Source organism: Candidatus Phytoplasma fraxini, from assembly GCF_038024965.1.
Taxonomy (GTDB): domain Bacteria; phylum Bacillota_I; class Bacilli_A; order Acholeplasmatales; family Acholeplasmataceae; genus Phytoplasma; species Phytoplasma fraxini.
Genome location: NZ_CP146843.1, coordinates 313,897 through 334,218, shown reverse-complemented (window position 1 = coordinate 334,218; position 20,322 = coordinate 313,897). Strand labels below are relative to the sequence as shown.

Here is a 20,322-nt window from a genome sequence, read left to right as displayed (position 1 = left end):
AAATTTGAAAATAAGGTGGAAATATATTTAATATTAATTAGAAAAATAATATTAAATATTAAAAAAGAAAAAATATGATAAATAAAATAAATTTAAAAGTTTTTATTTTATTTTTTATTTTTATACTTTTAATATTTAAATTTTTTCCAAATAATTTAATAGCTGAATCATTGTCTTCAAATATCTTAAATATCGAAACAGTTATACCAGAAGATAAAAGAATTATTAATATTTCCAAAGTTTATGCAAATGATAAAGACAAAATTTTAGATGAAATTAAAAAAATAAATCCTTTATTAAAAGATTTAAAACGTGAGTATTTAAATATACAAAATAATAATACAATTATGCTTCGTATTCCTGAAAATAAAAATGAAGATTTAAAACTTTCGGGTCAAGTGTTTTTGAATCTTCAAATAAATAAAAATATTGAAATAATTATACCAGAAGATAAAAGAATTATTGATATTTCCGAAGTGGATGTAAATGATAAAGATAAAATTTTAGAAGAAATTAAAAAAATAAATCCTTTATTAAAAGATTTAACTGTTGATGAATTGTCATTTTCGGACGATAATAATCCAAAAGAAGTTAGCATCATTATTTCTGAACATAAAAAAGAAAAATTAAATTTATCTGGTGTAACAAGATTAAAATTAAATATTATTCCAAATAATTCAATAAATAAAACGATCAAACCTTCTTCAAATAGATCAAATGTTATATTTGGAATTTTTATTTTATCAATATTTATTATTTGCGGCGTAATTATTTATTTTTATATAAAAAGAACAAAAGAAAATACTTTAATTTAAGCATTTTCTTTCTTTATCAAAGATAATAAATGATTAAAATAATATCAATTAATAAAATATTGAGATTTTCTAATCATTATTGATTTTGATATATTGAAAATCATCATGAATTTATTTTAATAAATAAGATTTAAATGTTTTTTTGTAAAAAAATCTTTAATATTTGAAATTACTTTATAAGTAGTAATTATTATTATTTTCAAATACAAATTATTTATATTAAAAATGTACTATTCTAACAATTTAGATATTTATTGATTGTTTGTCAAATGATTTTTTTGAGATTTTCTCTTATATAAATATTTTGATTTTGTTAATATTATTTTCAATTTTATAATATTCGATATAAATTAAAATACCATAGAACCACTCTTGAAAGTATCAAAACAAGTCGAAATTGTTTTTATTCGTAAAAAAATAAACAGTTTGATTTGTTCTTTTTCTTAAATTGGGTTAGAAATTGTTGGAATAAACAAACAAAAAAAAGAAACGAAATTAGAAAAAAATAACCAAAAAATAATTATCTTAAAGATAAAAAAACCATAAACAGTTTAACATCTTGTTCGGTGTTTTTTGTTAATTTTTTGACTAATAAAAGATTTTTTTGAAACATTTTTAAATTTTTTTTCATTTTATGTTTTATAAGTTAAAAATATATTTTGTAATTTAAATAAAGTTTTTTAAAAAAATTAAAATTATTACCATTTTTTTATTTTGAGTGAAATATTTTAATTTTTTTAATCTAATATATAAGTTGATGGATAAAAAATATCTTTTAAAATTAAAAAAATATGTTTAAATAAAAAAATATGTTTATTTAATTTGAAAAGATATGAAATAGATTCTTAAAGAATAATTTTATAATTAAAAAAATGTTTAAATATCATAATCACTTCGATTAGTAATAATAATCTTAAATTATCTTTTTTTAAGATGACTTTGATTAATGATATCACTTGGATTCTTGGGAGCTTCTGGTTTTAAAGTATCTCTCCAACAAGCATTTTTTAACAAAGTTTTCTTTTTTGGCAGCAATCGCTATTTTAAATAAACCAACCATATAAGAAATAAAATTAATTTCACTAATATACAACAAATCATTATAATATTTATTAATTTGGTGTTGAAATATTTTGGATGGAGATAAATGATGACGTAAAACATGAGAAATAAAAGGAGCTGTTCCACAAGCTGGATCAATAATATAATATTCTTCTTTTTGAAAATCTAATCGTCCTACATGAATCAAAATATCCCATAATGATTTAACAAGCCATTCAGGAGTATAATACATGCCGTTGTCTTTAGTTAAAGTAGGATTAGTTTCCTTTAAAACATCATTATAAATTTGGTTAAATATATGTTCTTTGTCATCTAAATTTTGGTATTGAAAACCTAAAGTTGTTGTAAAAAAATTAATTGTATTATCTAATGTGGCTTGGATGTGTGAATCAAGATTTAATGCATTAATTTTAGCATCTAATTCTTTTTTAACAAATAATTCGTCTTCGAAAACATAAATTTTTTTTAAAATAGGATGAAACATTAAATATTGTGCTATAATTTCCGCAGTTTTTTCTTTTTCTAAAGGGGTTTCGTATATATTTAAAATAATACCAAAAAGTTTGTTAATGTCGTTAAAAAGTTTTATTTTACTTTCTGTTAGTATCCTCTTTTGAATTTTTTGTAAAGTTTTTTGGATTTCTAAGACAACATATTTCCAACTAACCCGAGATATTTTTTTGCATTCTAAATTAATATATTTATAACAAAATTCAATTTCTTGTTGTATACAAGGATCAATAGATGGTTTGTTATTATTTGTTTTTGAACTGTTTATTTTTGGTAAATCTTTTGTTGTCTGGTCTATTATTGTTTGACGCTTATAACTATTATTTCTTTGATCTATGCTTAAAATAGTAGCGAATAATTTAAAAAAATCTTTATTATCTAAAGAAATACCTGTATTTAAAGAATGTTCGATATCAAAAGGTAAGATAATAGTAACTCTTTTTTCAGCATTCTCAAGATCTTTTCTTAAAGCACGGCCAATGGTTTGAATAATTTCGATATAAGATTGTTTATAATCAAAAAAAACAATAGTATCACATTGTGGCAAATCGATCCCTTCTGTTAAACAACGACAATTCCATAATAAAAAAAGGAGATTTTTGTTTTAATTTATTTATTTTTTCTTCACGTTCTTGTGGTTTCATTCTGGTTTCAATATAATCTGTTTTTAATTCAAAATTATTATCTTTTTTATTGAGTTCATCGAAAATACCTTCGGCGACTGTTTTCGCTGCTAAAACACGTCTTTTCATAGAACTACTCACAAAAGAAATGCCGGAAGCATAATTACCTTTAATATCTTTTGCGTTTTGGTATATATTCTCTATTTTTTTATAAATAGCTACTAATTGAACGATACTTTTTAATTTTTGTTGGTTTTTATATCTTTCTAATTGGTGTTGGTATTGTTGTTTGGCTTCATCAGTAAGAGTTGGGTTTTTAATTAGTTGTCGATATTTATATTCAGCGGAATTTTTTTTTATGTAAATCATCAATTTTTTTATCTTCGACATCTAATTTATCAAGAATCGTTTGTGCTTCTTTTAGATCATCAAAACGAGCAACGACTACACCATAATCACATAAAATATCTTTTTCAATAGCTGTTCCAAGAACAAGAGAATAAAACCTTATACCGTAAAACTCTTTGTTATCCATATCATAAAAATCTAATTTTTCATTCTTACGCGAGTGTCGGTATATTTTAACCGTTGCTGTCATAAATAATTTGCGATGAGCTTTTAATTTTTGATGTAAATCGTCATTAGAGATATCTTTTTGATTATCATCACTGGTATCTTCGAATGATTTATTGCTAACAGTATGATGAGCTTCATCACAAATAATAAAATCAGCTTTTGGCAACAATTGAGTTTGTTGTTTTTCAATCAATTTATCTATCGATTTATAAGTACAAAAGATAATAATGTATTTATATTTTTGGCGATATTGTTCTAAATCTTTGGAATTTAACAACATACTTAAATCAATAATAGGACTAAGAATGACATCGGTTTCTTTATTTTTTTTCTTTTTGGTAATAATATCTGCTTGTGTACTGTATACAGGAATAGTTAAAGTTTCAGCATCGTTAAAATAATTCATGCTTTGTTCTAATAAAGATAACCAAGGTATAAAATAGAAAATTAAGCCTCCTTTAGGTAATAAGGATTTCATAATTTTTTTAGAAACAAAAGTTTTGCCTGTGCCACAAGCCATTTCTAAAACCCCTTTATCGTGTTTTTGATAGTGGTTAATGGCTTTGTTTAAGGCTTCTTTTTGGTGTTCCAATAAAGGAAAATCTTGGCCAAAAGCTTCATTTTCTTTTTTGTTTTGGGGTTGAACATGAAAAAATTCTATTTTATTCTTGTTGAATTTCTAAACAACAGCAGATTGGAAGTCACCCTTCCCCACATTAATGAAAATACCTTTGGAGTATTTATTTTTATTTTTTTCGAAAACTTCGATAAAAATAAAAATATCTTTGACGGAAATAGATTTACTATAATTTTTTAACTTGTACTGCCAAAACTTTATCATTATGCGCAAGTTCGAAATCTACTCCTTCCTTATTATTCACTGTTTTCTTTATACTAAAAATTTTAAATTGAGGATGGTTTTCTAACCACACTTTAATTTCTTTTTCAGTTAAAGAACCTTTGATGATATTATTGAAATTTGAATGCAAATTGGTCATAAATTTATTTTATCTTTCTAAATAAAAAAATAATTATTATTTGTTATAAGGAACATAACAAGGTTTATAATTGAAATTTGACTTGTTTTATAACTATCTAGTAGTTCTATATTTAGGAACTTAATTCATAAGCTCCCAAGAATCCAAGTGATATCATTAATCCAAGTCATCTTAAAAAGATAAATTTAAGATTATTATTACTAATCCTCCATGGAAAATGGGTCAAAAAACAGATGAAGGTCGCAAAAAAGATTTATATAAACCTTTGTTTAAAGAACACTAAAATAAATATTGGGTTGATGAAAGAATTCAACAAACTTTTATTAAAAATAGTGATCAAAAATCAAACCGATCTTTATACAATATGTACTGTCGTTTTATTAGATGGTCTTTAGATCGCATTAGTAAAGGTTGGATTGCTATGTTTTTGCCAAACTCTTTTTTAAATACTTCAATCGAAGGATTAAGAAGAACTTTAACTCAAAAATGCCAACAAATCTATATTGTGGATTTAAAAGGTAAAGCGGGTGTGGGTGCGGATAAGGCACAAGAGGGAGATAATGTATTCGAAACAGAAACTCAAAGCGCTAATACTCAAGGTTGTTGTTTACTTTTATGTTATAAAGTTTCAGATACTACATTCAAAAATAAAACTTTTTATGTTTCGGTACCTCCTAAGAGTATCACGGAGACACAAGAGTTTATTATAAATAATTATCAGAAGGATGTGATTTTTTTGAAGAAATTACTTTAGACGAAGATGGACGTTGGTTTGAGAAAGCGGAACAAGCTCCTAAAAAATGACAGCCTTTAACAATAAAAGAACATAAAAACAAAAATCAACCACAACAATTTTATTTCCGAACTAGAAACGACGGGTTAGTAAGTGGTTGTGATAATTTTGTTTATGATTTAGATCGAGAACATTTAAAAACTAAAATGAGAAAATTTATTGATTATTATAATTTTTGTCGGGGAAATCAAAAAATAGAAGAAAAACCAGATATCATGAAATGGCATGAATTTTTAAAATAAATATTTTGGAAAAATACTCCTATTAAATTCGAAAATAACCAAATTATAAAAGCGTATCGTCGTCCTTTTCAAAAACAATATCTTTATTTCGATCCCTTTATTATTCAAAGTAAATCATGCCAAGATAAATACTATATAGACAAGAAACATAATCTATCACTTTGTATCAGTTATGCTTCAAATTATTTTGATTGTTTAATGGCGGTTTGTATCCCTGATAAACATATTTTCGAACAAATTAAATGTTATACCTTAAGCGAATTTATTCCAAGACAGCGCCTTATCAACCTCGGGAATGGATGTCTATTTTATACGCTGTATTCCATCATGAAAGATACAAAAAAAGCTACTTCCCATTTTTTAAAATTTAATTTACCTACTATCCCGCCTTTAACTTCAGAACAACAAAAAAAATTATTAATTTTAGGTAATGAATTATTAGAACTTCATTTAAATTACGAAAAGATTACCCCAAGTATGATTTACCAAGAAAAAGATAAAAAACCTGATGATTATATTCCATATCATAAAGATATGTCTTATGTTCCATAAGAAGCTTTAGAATATCAGTTACAAGGAGAACCGATGTTATTTAAATTAAGAAAATCTCCTTTTTTCAATCAATTAGTTACAGTCGCTTCTAAAACAGTTCAAATTATTAAAAAAATTAATCAAATTGATTTAAATTTAGATTAAGAGCGTTCTAAAATAATTCCTAAGCTCTTATATACTATTACTTGTAACAAAAGTGGATTATACAGCCATAAGTTACGATTTCGGCATTATTTTGACTTCCATAATCGAGTTTTATTATTAAATTTTATCTTTTTAAATTTAAGCACTAAAAATCAATTCTAAAAAGAAAAAGTCAAATCGTTTATTTTTTTGTTAATAAACAATTTGACTTTTTTAATTAAAATGTTTAATTTTTAGGATATCGTAGTTATTCCATCAATAGGATAATTCATTGTCTTAATATGAACTTCATTTGCGTTATATTCATCGATTGAATAAATGGTTTTTCCATCTATTCTATATTTAATTATTTTGATTATTTTTTCATTTGAATCAAATGTTCTAATACAATTAATAATTTTATTATCATCTTGATATTCAATTATTTTTTGTTAGTTTATTGTTTTCGTCATATTCTTTAATTGTTTTAATTTTAATTATTTAACCAATATTTAATTTCTTTTTATTTTCCATTTTCTTTCTTCTTTTTGATTAGTTTGAATTTTTTATTTAGTTCATCTTGTTCCTGTTGATGTTTCTGAATTAGATTTTTGTTTTCATTGTCATGGTGCTGTTTTAGAACATTTTGTCCATATTTTATTAGTACTGGTTTTAATTGTTTTATTGTCTGATTTGTTTTTAGCTTCTCTCGTTCCTCATTGTGTTTCTTATTTAGCTCCTTTCGTTCCTCATTGTATTTCTTATTTAGCGCTTGTTGTTTCTCTCTTGTTTCTTGTTCTGCTTTTTCTTTATCTGCTTTATCTGCTTTATCTGCTTTATCTGGTTTATCTGGTTTATCTGGTTTATCTGGTTTATCTGGTTTATCTGGTTTATCTGGTTGCTGGTTGCTGGTTGCTGGTTGCTGGTTGCTGGTTGCTGGTTGCTGGTTGCTGGTTGCTGGTTGCTGGTTGCTGGTTGCTGGTTGCTGGTTGCTGGTTGCTGGTTGCTGGTTGCTGGTTGCTGGTTGCTGGTTGCTGGTTGCTGGTTGCTGGTTGCTGGTTGCTGGTTGCTGGTTGCTGGTTGCTGGTTGCTGGTTGCTGGTTGCTGGTTGCTGGTTGCTGGTTGCTGGTTGCTGGTTGCTGGTTGCTGGTTGCTGGTTGTTTGATTCTATATAAAAATGACAAGCTGCTGCTATTCCTAAAACTGCAATTATTAATAAAAACGCAATAATTATTGTATTTTGATTAAATATTGATTTGATATTTGAATTTTTATAATTCATAAAATTTTTTAACCTTTCTAATATTAGAAAAAATAAACTTTTATAATTATATTTATTTTCAATGCATTATTTCATTTCAAATTTTTATAAAAATTTACAAAGATTTATAAAAAAATTAAGTGTTCCAATTTGAATTAAATTAAATCTACAAAAATTTTTAAAATCTTTTATGTTTTTATTATATATCAATAAAAAACAAAAAAAAAAAAACAATCAAAATAAAATAAAAGTTAAATTGTTGAATTTTCAATATTTCATAAGACTAAAAAATAATTTCTTATCTTTTCGAAAAATTAATTTTTTTGAAAGGTATGAAATGATAAAAAAATAATTATTGGAATAATTTTTTAAAAATAAAGAACATTTAGAAATTAGAGATCAATTGATTGAAATATATTTGTCTTTAGTCAAAAAATAGTTTCTCGATTTAAATATTATCCTTGTTGTTTAATTGTCACAAGAAGTAATTGTAAGATTAATTAAAGCTTTACATAATTATGTAGATTTGGATTATGATAAAAATAATTAATAAACGATTTTAATTTCTAAAAGAATATTTTTTTAGAATAAATTGAGACACTCCAACAGTTCTGTTTTTAATAATATTTTAATATTTTTTAATTTTTTTCTAATAATATAACTTAGATACAACGAATTTATATTAATTATTTGATATTTTGCTATAAACTCTTACATGAAATATATATTTTTTAAGAAAAATTATAAATAATGATAATAAAATTAAAAAAACAACAATAATAACAAAAATGTAAAAAAATTGTTGTGAATTAAAAAATTGATAAGGCTCTGTAAATCCAAAAAAATTTACTAATATAAAAACAAAACAAAAATATATAAAGGGATAAAACAAACTAATATAAAATTTTTTAAATTCTATAATATTTTTATCTATGCACAAATAATGAAAGCCAAAAATTAAAGGAAAAAATTTATGTTCTAAAATAGATACAAATAAATTAAATTTTGTAATTTGTTGATATGCTGTTTTATCTTCAATTTTTAAATATAAAATCGCCATTAATACATTGTTTATGAAACAAATAAAACCTAAATAAGATATTTTTTGATTTTTTGTTATTTGTATAAAATTTAAAAACAAAAAAATAGTACTCAAAAATATAGTTTGTCTTGTAAATAAATGAAGTGAAAAAAATGGCTGTTTTGTTAAAATACCTTTTCTAATGCCTAAAAATAAAATAATTAAACTTATAATAAAAAAAATTCGTGTTAATAACACAGATTTCGATTTACACATATAATTAATCACTTTCTAATTAGATAATATATTTGAATTATAAATATCCTGATAAAACACAATATTTAAGCATTAATTTTTTACGCTATTATAAAGCATGATTTGAAAATTCCATAACATAATCATTTTCATTGTTTCACAAATATTGTTTTTTTTTTTTTTTTGAATAAATTCCATAATAATAAATATTTTCAGATTTTTGTTAACATTATTTTTTACATTAGTTTCTATTATATTAGAAAATGTGCCATTCTTTTGTTGTATATATACGAACGTGATAATGATAAAGTTTTGCAAAAAGATTTTAAAGGCTTCGAATATATAAAGTTAGTAAATGAAAAAGAATTGGTTATAACTAATGAGGACATAAAAGTAAATACAAGACATTAAAAATATGATTATATCCAATAAATTTTAAGTATTAGAAAAAGTTTCAAATAATAAACATATAAAAAGAAAGAAAAATGAAAAATATCTATAAAACATAAGAAGTATTTTAATAAATTCAATAAATTTTAAAATAGGAATTTTTAAAAAATATTAAATCGTATAGAATGAATAGGTTATATTACTCATAATTTAAAAAGTTTTTGTGAAAGTTAAAGAAAATAATGAAGAAATTTCAATAATAGGTAAAGGCGTAATAATAGAAGCTAAAATAAAAGTTGTAGATTAACAAATCGAAAAAGAAGCTGCTGGTACAACTAAAAAAGATTTAGAAAAACAACGTACTGATTTAGTTAAACTTCGTGAAAACACCAAAGATAAATTCAAAAAATCAGCAGTAGAAAATAAAATCAAAGTGTTAGACAAAAAAATTGAAAAAGAAGTTGCTGGTACAACTAAAAAAGATTTAGAAAAACAACGTACTAAATTATTACAAAAACGCGAAGACATTAAAGAACAATTAAAAAAATTACATGACGCTGTGTCTAATTTTAAAGTCGATGCGCCACAATCTTAATGATAAGTATTGAAATCTAGGAAAGGTGTTAAAAAATTATGTTGAAAAAAATTTTTTATAAACCTTCCAGTACTGTCGGTAAAGATAAAAGCGCTGCGATGTCCTCAAAATTAAACATTTGATTAAAAAAAGATTGTTATTCAATGTTATTTGGTTTGTTAATAACTTATGAAATTTTTTTATACACCAAGATTGGGATTATTGAATTTATATCTTTTTTAACTTTATTTATAATAATAATTTATTATTATAAATAAAGTTAAATTATCCAAAAATATATATTTAAATGAAATACCTCGAATTTTATATAAAAGTATGTAAAAAATTTGTTTATTTATATCAATAAAAAGACAATATTTAATATAAAAATACTGTCTTCACACATATGGTTTACATAATATACATTATAGGAAGCAAAATGAGTTTCAAAAGTCCCCTTTTTAAGGCATCAATATAATTTAAATAAATTTTAATATAAAATTAATTTAAATCTTAAATAAATTTAAATAAAAAATATTCTAAAGAAATAATGTTTTTTTATATATTATTTGATTTAATAATTCAGAAATTTTATAAATTTTTAAAAGATATTTATAATTATTTATTTCTAATTTTATTTAAAATAATAAAAAATTATTATAAATAAAATTAGAAATAAATTTTAGAATTATTTTATACACTAAATTATTTATCCAAAATTATTTTTGTAACCTCCCAAAAATATAAAATATTTTTTAAAATTAAACAAATTAGAATTATATATCAACGCGTAAATATAAAAAATTTCTCAATTTCTTCATAAATAATTATTTTTCTTGTTCTTTTTCTTTTGATTAAATTGTTTAAATATTTTTAAAAAACTGATCATAAAACAAAATAATTATTTATTATAGTTAACGAGATAAATAAAAATAAAAATTTGTCCCCCTTTATAAAAAAAATATTCGCCAAAATATTTCAAAAAAAAAATCACTATTTACTCTTAAACATTTATTTCAAATATAAAAAAATATTAAAAATCAAAAAAAGTAAAATTAAATAAAAATGCAAGTTGATGTTTTTTTATATAAAAAACACAAGGATTGTAAAAAAATAACCTATTATAAAAATAATTCTTATAACTTTTTTTATATATATAAAGAATATGAAAGATTTTATTGAAAATAATTGAATCAAATTTTATAAAATTTGATTTCACCATTCTATAACATTTTGGTAAACTTGTTCACTCCCTAAATCATTAAATACATTGTGATACATATTAGGATATAATTTTAATTCTTTATTAAATTCTTGGAGAATATCAAACAATTATTGACTATTTTTTTGACAAAATAACACTATCTTCTTCTCTATGAAACAATAAAAAGAGATTGCGGATGAATAAATGAATGATTAATTAAATTTTCTTGAAAATATTGAATGCTTAAAACCATATTATTGTTTATAAAATTTGCAGTTAAGAATTTTATACTTCTCAAATTTTTCATTTCTTGTGTTAAAGGTAATCTTGATAATCTTTCATAATTCAATCCTACTGGAATAATTACGCCTTCCACATTGTTATATTTGTAAACATAACAATTATTTATCATTCTGCCTAAACTATGCCCTAATAAAATATTTTGTAAATTATTTTTTTGTTTTAAAGAATTAATTATTAAATTTAAGTCATCTATGAAAATATGAAAATTATTGATATCTATGACATAATTGGAATTATTTTTACTTTGCCCATGACTTCTAATATCATAAAGCAAAACATTATAATTATTATTATTTAAAAAATTTGCTAATTTAATGGACATAGTTTTAGAGTTTCCTTTCTTTTGAAGTTATTTGGGTAATTAAAAAAGACCCTAAAGAGGGTCTTTTTTAATAATTAATGTGTAATTTTTTTATTAATTCTTTATGTATGTTTTGTAATTTAATAATTTTAATTGTTTTTTGTTTACAATTTTCTATATCAAATTGTTCTTTATCGGGTGAATTTATTTTTATAATTAATTGTTGTCTTTCATATGAAAAATCCCAAATTTGTTGATTTATTTTAATTAATGTATTACATATTCCAATTTGTATATAAAACTTTTTGATTTTTATATCTAGATATTTTAATTTCTTTTTTAAATTCATTGTATTTAGATTAAGTCGATCATATTGTAAAATTTCATTAGATAATTTTTTACTTTGAGATAAAATTTCATCAATTTTATTTTTTATATTATTCTTTATTTCTTCAATCGATAAATCATTAATAGTTCTAACTTCATTATTATTCATTGCTATAACTCTATTATTACTAAAAATAAATGATATTCCTAAGAAAATTATTAAAAAAAAATAAATTATTTTACATTGTTTTTTAAATTCAAACATTATTTATTAAAACTCCTTTAATTTTTTTATTCCCGATCAAGGATTGTTCTTTTTATTTCCACTTCTTTGGTTTTATTATTGTTATGTTTTTCTTTGAAGATGGATAAAGTTTTACGAATAGGTTTAAAGTAAAGGTGGAAATGAGTTAATTCGTGATTGGAATTTTGAACAAAAGCCTCACCAAGATAGTAATCTTTGTCTGATCTAAGAAATGTTTAGGTCTTTTGTATTTAAGGATTAAGTAATTACCGCCTGGCTGGAGCCCTTTATTTAGTTGTTTGTCGAAATCGATATAATCATCTAAACAGATATCGCTTTTAGTATAGAATATAGAAAATTTAAATCCATTCGCTGCGGTGGTCTTATCATAAAGTTCGCCTTATATTATTCCAACAGTCGAAAGGATAAAAGTCTCTGATGTAATTGTCGAGGTCATAGGGTTCTTTTTGTTTTTCGAGGCGGTTTTGAGCAATTGAAATATTGTTATGATTACTTTTTTTTCTTGAAGTTATTGCTGATAATAATCAATTTTATTAAGACCATCGAAAGTATATTTGGCTTTAATCATTGGATATTTTTTATTTTCATCATACCATTCTTCAATGTTTTCGAATTTGGTTTCTGTTAAACTAGGGATTTCTTCTTTCGGTAATTTAATGATTCTTGTTTCAATTAAAACAATAAAATCAATAATTTAAAAAAAGAAGTATCCCTAACACGATAAAAAAACCATTTAATGATTTTTTTAATATTAAACATGATTAGTTTTCCTTTCGAGTGATTTCGAATATACTAATATTTTAACACATTTACTTTTTCATTATTAATTGAAACCATTGATATATTATATGCATCATTTTTTATTTTTGTAGTTAAAGGTTGAATTGCAACTAGTATAAGTGTTCAGAGCGTTGCTACAAAATGGCACAATTGGCAATTCACATTTTTATTTAAAAAAATATAATTTTTATTTATTTATATCTTTTTAAACAAAACGTTTTTTTATAGTTTGTAAACCTAACATAACATAAAAAAATATTATGTCAAGTTAAATTTAAAAAGTTTTTTAATTTTTTTAAAATTTAACTAAATAAAGAAAAAAAGAAAAAGAAAACATATATATGATACTTTTATAAATCTTGAATCTTATAACCTTATTTTTAAATCTTATAATCTTATTTTTAAATCTTATTTAACTAATTACTTAACAATTTCCTTGTCATTATAATATAAAAAAAGATATTTGTCAAGTATTTTATCAAAAAAAAAAAAAGATATAAGATGTAAGATTTTAAAAATATTTATGGGTGCAAAGAGACCTTATTAACAGCAAATTAACGAATTGCAATGTGTGATAATCACATAACTTCATATTCTCGGTTTATCAAACGAAAGAATGATAGATTACAGCAAAGAATAAAAGCGGGTTGAGGTGAAGTTCATAACCAAGGGATTTTCGTTTAAAATTTCTTTTAAAGATATTTGTTTTTTCATGAAAAATTATTATCTCCAAAAAGTTGTTTTTCAGTTCTTTCGATTAAATTATCTAAATCATCTTCTTGTGGAGTAAAACCAAAGACTTGTTGATATAATCTTTGATTTAAGTCTACTAAAGTATTTACTTTTGGTTCTTCTTTCAAATACAAAATTTTCTTTTGAAGATCAAAAGTATATTTTGTAGCCATGTTTAAATTCATTTGAATTTTAAAAGGCGGGGTTTTAATATTTTTTAAAAGTACTATTGTTTCATAAAGATCGGAATAATTTAAATATAAAGTTTGGTTATCTAAGTTATAATTAGTTTTTTATTTCTTTTAAACCATATAAATATTTATTCATTTTTTAAAATCTCTTTTTTTAGTTTGAACTATTTTTTGTAAGCAAAAAAATAAGTCAAACCGTTTTTTTAATAAATAGTTTGACTTAAATAACGAAATCTAAACTGGTTCCATTTTGATGGAACAGGGAGTCCTTCACAAAATGCTTGTGTAGAAGCTTTTTTCGCTAATTTTAAATGTGAAACCGTTTATTTCGATAAAAGACAACATTTAACCAAAGAAAGATTAACTCAAATTGTTCACGCTTTTATTGAAAATTATAACACTCAAAGAAGAATGAAATATTTAAATTATTTATCTCCTTATCAATTTAAAATTCAAAAAGAACACCCACAAACTACTCTCAGATCATAATGAGAGCTTTACTTGTTGGTGTTCTTTTTGAAATAATGTTCAACCTAAAATAATTTATGACCTCCATGATAATTCAAAAAATTTAGAAACCATAAAATAGAGGTTGAAGTTAATCTTAAATTTACTCTATGAGGCCTCTAATAGATAAAATAAGACATATTTATTAATTTAAACTTATATTATTAATAACTATATTTTAATAACGAATAGATACCTTATACGTTGTCATTTTTAATAAGATTATTAAATTAATATGACTATGCGGCCCTTTTTAATTTATTTAATATTTTTAATAAAAAAGTTTATATATATAAAAAAATTAATTAATAAATATTTTTAAAGTCTTGTGTCTTGTTTTTTTTAATAATTAATTCTATTTTAATAAAAAAGTTTATATATATAAAAAAATTAATTAATAAATATTTTTAAAGTCTTGTGTCTTGTTTTTTTTAATAATTAATTCTATTTTAATAAAAAATATATATATAAAAAAATTAATTAATAAATATTTTTAAAGTCTTGTGTCTTGTTTTTTTTTTTTTTTTTTTTTTTTTTTTTTTTTGATAAAAGACTTGACAAAATACATTTTTTATATTATAATAAAAATAAGACAACAAGACTTATAAAAGTATAATATATATATGTTTTCTTTTTTCTTTTTCTTTTGGTTCTTTTCTTTTTCTTTTTTCTTTGTTTAAAAATTTTTTGAAAATTTTAAAAAAGAAATTTTTATTTTTTTCAAAATATTTTTATTTTGTTGTTGACAATTTATTTTTTTGAGTTAGAATAAAAGTAATTAATAAATAGTTTGTTTTGCAAAAAAACGAATTTTAAACTGGTTCCATTTTGATGGAACTCAACTTATCTCCAAATACGAAAATATTGTCGAAGAATTAAATAACAAAAGAAAAGAAGCTTCTGATACATTAGTATTAGAAGATGAACGCAATAAACCAGAAGAACAACTAGACATAAAAAATGTAGAAATAGACGCAAGAAAAAAAGAACTAAAACAAAAAACCCCCTAACTAAGCTAAAGACCAAGAAAGAATTAAACAAAAAAGATATAATAAATTCTTTAAACCTATTACCAATTAATAAATATATCAAACTTTTTCTTTAAAATTAACACAATAAAAATGTATATTAGTAGTAATTAATTTCTTTAAAAGATAATAATAATTACTACTATTATCGGAAATGTTATTAAAGAATGAAATTTTTTAAAAATTATAAAAAAACAATTATTGTTTTAGGATTTATTGCAATTTTTATTTTAAGTATATTTATTTTAAGTATATTTATTTTAAGTATAAAAAATCAAAATCAACAAAATCTAATATTTAACAAAGAACAATTCTTAAATAATAACAAACAAGAAACAACGATGTCTTCAAGAACCAAACGCGCAATAGAACCCCCCAAACCAGAAACTCCCAAACCTAAAATTCAAATAAATTATGATAAAATTAAATCTTATATTTTATCAAAAAATGAAAATGAAGTTTTATCACTAAATAATCTTTCACAAGAAGAAATAACCGAAATTGAAAAAGCTAGAAATTCACAAAAACAAACATTAAAAATTTTAAAAGAAGAAAAAAACAAATATGATGAAAAACAAAAAAAATGTAATGAATTAATCATCCAAAGAGATTCAGTATTAAACCAAATTCCACCATTACAAAAACAACTTCAACAAAAAGAAGCAGAGTTAGGAGATAAAAACAAAGAAATAGATAAATTAAAATTAGAAAGACAAACAAAACAAACACAATTACAAACACAAGAAATATCAATTTATAAAAATAATGAATTAACTCTGATTAACGATGAAATAAACAAATTACAAGACGAAAGAAACGAATTAATTAAACAAATAGTTCCGATCAAACTCCAAATCGAAAAATTAGAATCCGCTAGAGAAAAATATGAAAGTATGTTATCTCGTGCTAAAGATTTTCAAAAACTATTAGAAAAACAATATAAAGATTATGATAAAGCACAAAAATATCATATCTTATCTGAACTCAACTCCCTCTACGACATCACCTCAGTTGAGGAATAAATAAATAAAAGGAGATTTTATTAATGATTAAATTAAAAAACCAATTTAAAATAATTTATCTTTGTTTAATAACTTTTATAGGATTATTATTTATTTTTAATAATCATCAAATTATGGCTATGCAAAACAATAAAAATAAACAAATTTTACAAAAAGAACAACCTAATGATGAAGAAGTTAATGATGTTTTTAGATTGGTCAAAAAACAAAAAGAAATAATTAAAAATATAAAAAAACAACATCCCCATTTACAAAACGCTTCTATTAAAGAAATAGAACAATGGATTTGTTCAGATATTGATCAAAAATTAGAATCTCAACCTAGTAATAAAAAACAAAAAAACCAAAATTTCGATTTAAATATTATTCCAGACAAATAAAAATCAAATATCATCATAATTCAAAGACCCTTCCCGGGGTCTTTTTCTTTTACCTAAACAAAAACACACATTGCGGAAAGGGACACTAAACCAAAACCCAAAGAAGGAAAAAAATATGACTAAAACAAAACCCCTAAAAAAGTTTTCTTAAACATTTTTTTATTAATCTTTATTTTATTAACTCAATCTATCTTCGCCCATAACTATTTCCACAAACAAACTAAATCACCCGTTAAATTATCAAACTACGAAACCCTACAACAAGAATGGTTAGACACTCAACCTAAATTCCAAAGATACGACATTAATGTTCTAGATATAGAAGATATACATAATATCTTAGAATATTTCAATATACAAACTGAACTGTTACCTTTTTTAATACATTTTTGTTTTTAAAAATGTTCTTTAAAACTTTAATTTAAATAGATAATTCAATATCTTTTCAAATTAACAAAACATTTTAATTAGATAAAAAATGTCTAATATTTTTTTATAATTTATTAATTTCAAAAGATATTATTTTTAATATTTTATTCTTACATTATATATTTAGCAAAAAAATCGAGAAAACTCTCCTACAAAATGACAAAAATATTTTTTACTTAAAAAAGTCTTGTATAAAACAAGTAAAACAAATTACATAAATTTTAAATTTTTTTAATTTTGATTTTTTGAATTATAATTTCAAAAATTTATCTTAAACTTTGTATATATTGCAATGGAGACAACCAATAGTTCCAATTATAAAAACATTTTAATTGTTAAAAAACTTTTTTTCAAAAAAAATCTATATAATATAAATATATAAATATTTAAAATAAAAACTAAATTTTTTGTAGAAATTGAATAAAAATATTGAAATTCATTATTCATGTAAAAAGAATAATTAGAATATAAAATATTTTATTTAAATAAATTTAAATTAAAAGTAGTTATTAAAAAAATAATATCATTAAAAGGAATAAGAGCATAAAGACCATGAGCAAATGTTATATAACTCAAAAAACAACTTTATTCGGTAATAAACGCAGTCATGCAATGAATGCTACTCGTAAATTATGGAAAGCTAATTTACAAAAAGTTCGTATCATAGACGAAAAAGGAAAAAAGAAAAAAGTTTATATATCGACACGTGCATTAAAAAAATTAGAATTAAAAAGAGCTTAATATATAAAAAAACAAATATTTTCATTAAATATTTGTTTTTTTGTTTTAAATATAGTTCGATATAGGGCTTGTCAAAAACAAAATAACAAAAAAAGATAAAAATAATAAAGAATCAAAACGATCTAATAATCCGCCATGCCCTGGTATTTTATTATCAAAATCTTTAATTGCAAAATCTCTTTTAAATTTAGAAGAAATTAAATCTCCTATTTGAGATATAACACAATTGCAAACAGTGAACATCCAAAAAAAAGGGTTTTCTGTTTTTTCTATGAATAAAAATAAAACAATTATTAAAGTCATTATAATGCCACAAAAAAAACCTTCCCAAGTTTTTTTAGGGCTAACACTAGGATATAATAAATGTTTACCAAATAAAATACCGCCTAAAAAAGCAAAACTATCATTTGCAATACTGATAACAAAAAGATATAAAAACCATGTAGAATCGAAAATAATTAAAATTAAAAAACAAGCATTAGAAAAAACAACATACAATAAAATGAATAAAATAAAATTGAAATCATTTGTTTTAAAATCACGAATAAATAAAAAACAAAACCATAAACAAATAAACAAAAATAAAAAATAAAATAAAAAATAATCTTTTTGAATTAAACATATTAATTCCACTAGATTAGTTTTGGTAATATTAGGATACTTAGTAAATATAGATTTATTTTGAACTTGTGAAAATAGAAAAGAAATAAATAAGAAAAAAAATAAAAAAGAAAAAAGAAAATAAGGAACTTGGACGATTTTATTTTTATTTAATTTAGTGGATTTCAATATTTCTTGAATCGAACCTATTAAAATGAATAAAACAAAAAATAAACACAAATAAATAAAAATATTTGTGTCATTTTCTTTATCAAAATTTGTTACAAAATAAAAAACAAATAAATTACTTAAAAAAAGAATGATTCCAACATAAATTTTCTTAATAATTGCTTTTTGTTTTGTATTAAATTTCGGATAATTCATTATTTTTTTGAATTGTTTCGATGTTTATGGATTTAATAAATTTCTCATTTAAATAAGTTAAATCTTTTAAAAAAATATTTTCTAATGTTTCAGCGGGTTTAGTTTTTTGAAATTTATCTTTTCCTTGACGACTAATATTTCTTATTTGAACTTTAGTTTGTTCCGAAATCTTTTTCACTTCTTTCATTAATGTTTGTCTTTTTTCTTCTGTAGGTTTTGGAAAAACTAATTTTACTATTTGACCATCATTTTCAGGAGTTATACCTAAATCCGAATTTAAAATAGCTTTTGAAATATCATTAAGAATTGTATTATCAAATGGTTTAATATGAATTTGATTACCTTCTACAACGTTAATACTGCAAATATTTTTTAAAGATATTTCAGAGCCATAATAGTTAATAACTATTTTATCCAAAATTTTTGAATTAGCTCTTCCTGTACGAATATGATCGAATTTATTTAACATTATTTTTTGAGCTTTCAACATGTCTGTTTCTAATTGTTTTAATATTTCTTTTGTTAAATCTTCCATTTTATTTCTCCCTAGAAGTAATCAAGGTGCCTACATTTTCTCTTAAAATAACTTTTTTAATATTTCCTTTTGTATTCATATCAAAAACTAAAATATCAATCTTATTTTCCCAACACAAAGAAATAGCTGTCATGTCCATAATTTTTAATCTTTTAGAAATGATTTCTTTATAATCAATATTTTTTAATAAACAAGCATTTGGATTTTTTTTAGGATCTTTATCATAAACACCTTGAACTCCGTTTTTAGCCATTAAAATAGCATCTACATTTAATTCCGCAGATCTAAGAGCGGCTGCAGTATCTGTAGAAAAATACGGTAAACCCAAACCTGTTCCCAAAATAATAACTCTGTTTTTATCTAAATGCTTTAAAGCTTTTTCTTTAATATACGGTTCTGCTACTGCAATAACAGGGAAAGATGTCATCACCCTCGTTTGAATTTGTAAATTATTTAAAGCATCTTGTAAAGCTAAAGAGTTGATAATAGTTCCTAGCATACCCATATAATCAGAGCGACTTCGTTCCATTCCCAACTCTTGGCCTACAAAACCTCTCCAAATATTACCTGCTCCAACGATAATTATAATTTCAATTCCTAAATTTTTAATTTCATTTATTTCTTCAGCAATTTTTTTAACTTTTTGAGGATTAATGTTAAAATTTTCTCCTTTTAATGCCTCTCCGCTTAATTTTAAAAGAACTCTTTTAAACATTAATTTTCCACCTTTTTAAATATAAAAATTTTTTCTTAAAAATTAATTGTTTTTAATTTATAAAAAACAAGCAAATAATTTGA

At 22.2% G+C, this 20,322-nt stretch carries 21 protein-coding genes and 1 pseudogene; 8 read left to right on the top strand and 14 right to left on the bottom strand.

The genetic code is table 11. The features are described 5' to 3' along the window. The first annotated feature begins 74 nt into the window (after positions 1–74). Complete coding sequence (locus AADV48_RS01820; protein ID WP_341266375.1) at positions 75–815, top strand: hypothetical protein; 741 nt, start codon at positions 75–77, stop codon at positions 813–815. A gap of 952 nt (positions 816–1,767) precedes the next feature. Here AADV48_RS01820 and AADV48_RS01815 read toward each other — a convergent pair. The 4 genes from AADV48_RS01815 to AADV48_RS01800 all read right to left on the bottom strand — a co-directional run bounded on the left by AADV48_RS01815 (position 1,768) and on the right by AADV48_RS01800 (position 4,584). After that, positions 1,768–2,934: an N-6 DNA methylase gene (locus tag AADV48_RS01815; protein ID WP_341266374.1), complete on the bottom strand. Its 1,167-nt coding sequence runs from the start codon at positions 2,932–2,934 to the stop codon at positions 1,768–1,770. Further along, complete coding sequence (locus tag AADV48_RS01810; RefSeq protein WP_341266373.1) at positions 2,921–3,379, bottom strand: hypothetical protein; 459 nt, start codon at positions 3,377–3,379, stop codon at positions 2,921–2,923. Before AADV48_RS01810 ends, AADV48_RS01815 begins: the two co-directional genes overlap by 14 nt. Beyond that, positions 3,351–4,178, bottom strand: coding sequence for a DEAD/DEAH box helicase family protein (locus AADV48_RS01805; protein ID WP_341266372.1), 828 nt, complete (start codon positions 4,176–4,178; stop codon positions 3,351–3,353). Before AADV48_RS01805 ends, AADV48_RS01810 begins: the two co-directional genes overlap by 29 nt. Positions 4,179–4,389: 211 nt before the next feature. Further along, positions 4,390–4,584 carry a hypothetical protein gene (locus tag AADV48_RS01800; protein WP_341266371.1) on the bottom strand — a complete coding sequence of 65 codons (195 nt, stop codon included), beginning with the start codon at positions 4,582–4,584 and terminating at the stop codon, positions 4,390–4,392. A gap of 364 nt (positions 4,585–4,948) precedes the next feature. Between AADV48_RS01800 and AADV48_RS01795 the strand changes: the two genes are divergently transcribed. Both AADV48_RS01795 and AADV48_RS01790 read left to right on the top strand, forming a co-directional pair. Continuing rightward, positions 4,949–5,338 (top strand): hypothetical protein, encoded by a 390-nt coding sequence (locus AADV48_RS01795; RefSeq protein WP_341266370.1) that lies wholly within the window; start codon positions 4,949–4,951, stop codon positions 5,336–5,338. A 281-nt stretch (positions 5,339–5,619) separates the two neighbouring features. Next, entirely contained in the window at positions 5,620–6,171 is a 552-nt protein-coding gene (locus AADV48_RS01790; protein ID WP_341266842.1) for a type ISP restriction/modification enzyme, read from the top strand. 377 nt (positions 6,172–6,548) lie between these two features. Here AADV48_RS01790 and AADV48_RS02960 read toward each other — a convergent pair whose 3' ends face one another. The 4 genes from AADV48_RS02960 to AADV48_RS01775 all read right to left on the bottom strand — a co-directional run bounded on the left by AADV48_RS02960 (position 6,549) and on the right by AADV48_RS01775 (position 9,653). Beyond that, positions 6,549–6,737, bottom strand: a complete 189-nt coding sequence (locus AADV48_RS02960; protein ID WP_423064658.1) for a DUF2963 domain-containing protein — start codon at positions 6,735–6,737, stop codon at positions 6,549–6,551. Between the two features lie 80 nt (positions 6,738–6,817). After that, positions 6,818–7,576 carry a hypothetical protein gene (locus AADV48_RS01785; RefSeq protein WP_341266369.1) on the bottom strand — a complete coding sequence of 253 codons (759 nt, stop codon included), beginning with the start codon at positions 7,574–7,576 and terminating at the stop codon, positions 6,818–6,820. A gap of 661 nt (positions 7,577–8,237) precedes the next feature. Beyond that, the gene (locus AADV48_RS01780; protein ID WP_341266368.1) at positions 8,238–8,852 is read right to left on the bottom strand and encodes a hypothetical protein; all 615 of its coding nucleotides are present in this window, start codon (positions 8,850–8,852) and stop codon (positions 8,238–8,240) included. A 672-nt stretch (positions 8,853–9,524) separates the two neighbouring features. Next, on the bottom strand, positions 9,525–9,653 hold the full coding sequence (locus tag AADV48_RS01775; RefSeq protein ID WP_341266367.1) for a hypothetical protein: 129 nt from the start codon (positions 9,651–9,653) through the stop codon (positions 9,525–9,527). Between the two features lies 1 nt (position 9,654). On the opposite strand from AADV48_RS01775, the gene AADV48_RS01770 reads away from it, so the two are divergent. Further along, positions 9,655–9,816, top strand: a complete 162-nt coding sequence (locus AADV48_RS01770; protein ID WP_341266366.1) for a hypothetical protein — start codon at positions 9,655–9,657, stop codon at positions 9,814–9,816. 1,352 nt (positions 9,817–11,168) lie between these two features. On the opposite strand, the gene AADV48_RS01765 is transcribed toward AADV48_RS01770, so the two are convergent. The 3 genes from AADV48_RS01765 to AADV48_RS01755 all read right to left on the bottom strand — a co-directional run bounded on the left by AADV48_RS01765 (position 11,169) and on the right by AADV48_RS01755 (position 13,880). Beyond that, on the bottom strand, positions 11,169–11,624 hold the full coding sequence (locus tag AADV48_RS01765; RefSeq protein WP_341266365.1) for an alpha/beta fold hydrolase: 456 nt from the start codon (positions 11,622–11,624) through the stop codon (positions 11,169–11,171). Between the two features lie 67 nt (positions 11,625–11,691). Next, the gene (locus AADV48_RS01760; protein ID WP_341266364.1) at positions 11,692–12,195 is read right to left on the bottom strand and encodes an SVM family protein; all 504 of its coding nucleotides are present in this window, start codon (positions 12,193–12,195) and stop codon (positions 11,692–11,694) included. 1,490 nt (positions 12,196–13,685) lie between these two features. Then, a complete protein-coding gene (locus AADV48_RS01755) occupies positions 13,686–13,880 on the bottom strand; it encodes a hypothetical protein (RefSeq protein WP_341266363.1) in 195 nt (64 codons plus the stop codon). 276 nt (positions 13,881–14,156) lie between these two features. Between AADV48_RS01755 and AADV48_RS02955 the strand changes: the two are divergent. From AADV48_RS02955 to rpmB, 4 genes and pseudogenes are all read left to right on the top strand, one after another. Further along, positions 14,157–14,387: pseudogene (locus AADV48_RS02955) on the top strand (IS3 family transposase); the annotation flags it as partial. A 1,213-nt stretch (positions 14,388–15,600) separates the two neighbouring features. Beyond that, positions 15,601–16,455: a hypothetical protein gene (locus tag AADV48_RS01750; protein ID WP_341266362.1), complete on the top strand. Its 855-nt coding sequence runs from the start codon at positions 15,601–15,603 to the stop codon at positions 16,453–16,455. A 23-nt stretch (positions 16,456–16,478) separates the two neighbouring features. Then, positions 16,479–16,835, top strand: a complete 357-nt coding sequence (locus tag AADV48_RS01745) for an SVM family protein (RefSeq protein ID WP_341266361.1) — start codon at positions 16,479–16,481, stop codon at positions 16,833–16,835. A gap of 981 nt (positions 16,836–17,816) precedes the next feature. Then, positions 17,817–18,005, top strand: coding sequence for a 50S ribosomal protein L28 (gene rpmB / locus AADV48_RS01740; protein WP_341266360.1), 189 nt, complete (start codon positions 17,817–17,819; stop codon positions 18,003–18,005). 45 nt (positions 18,006–18,050) lie between these two features. Here rpmB and AADV48_RS01735 read toward each other — a convergent pair whose 3' ends face one another. Genes AADV48_RS01735 through pyrH form a run of 3 tightly spaced genes read right to left on the bottom strand, consistent with a single transcriptional unit; the run spans position 18,051 to position 20,239 of the window. Next, entirely contained in the window at positions 18,051–18,989 is a 939-nt protein-coding gene (locus AADV48_RS01735) for a phosphatidate cytidylyltransferase (RefSeq protein WP_341266359.1), read from the bottom strand. Further along, positions 18,970–19,524, bottom strand: coding sequence for a ribosome-recycling factor (locus AADV48_RS01730; RefSeq protein WP_341266358.1), 555 nt, complete (start codon positions 19,522–19,524; stop codon positions 18,970–18,972). Before AADV48_RS01730 ends, AADV48_RS01735 begins: the two co-directional genes overlap by 20 nt. A 1-nt stretch (position 19,525) precedes the next feature. Continuing rightward, positions 19,526–20,239, bottom strand: a complete 714-nt coding sequence (gene pyrH / locus AADV48_RS01725) for a UMP kinase (protein WP_341266357.1) — start codon at positions 20,237–20,239, stop codon at positions 19,526–19,528. Positions 20,240–20,322: the final 83 nt, after the last annotated feature.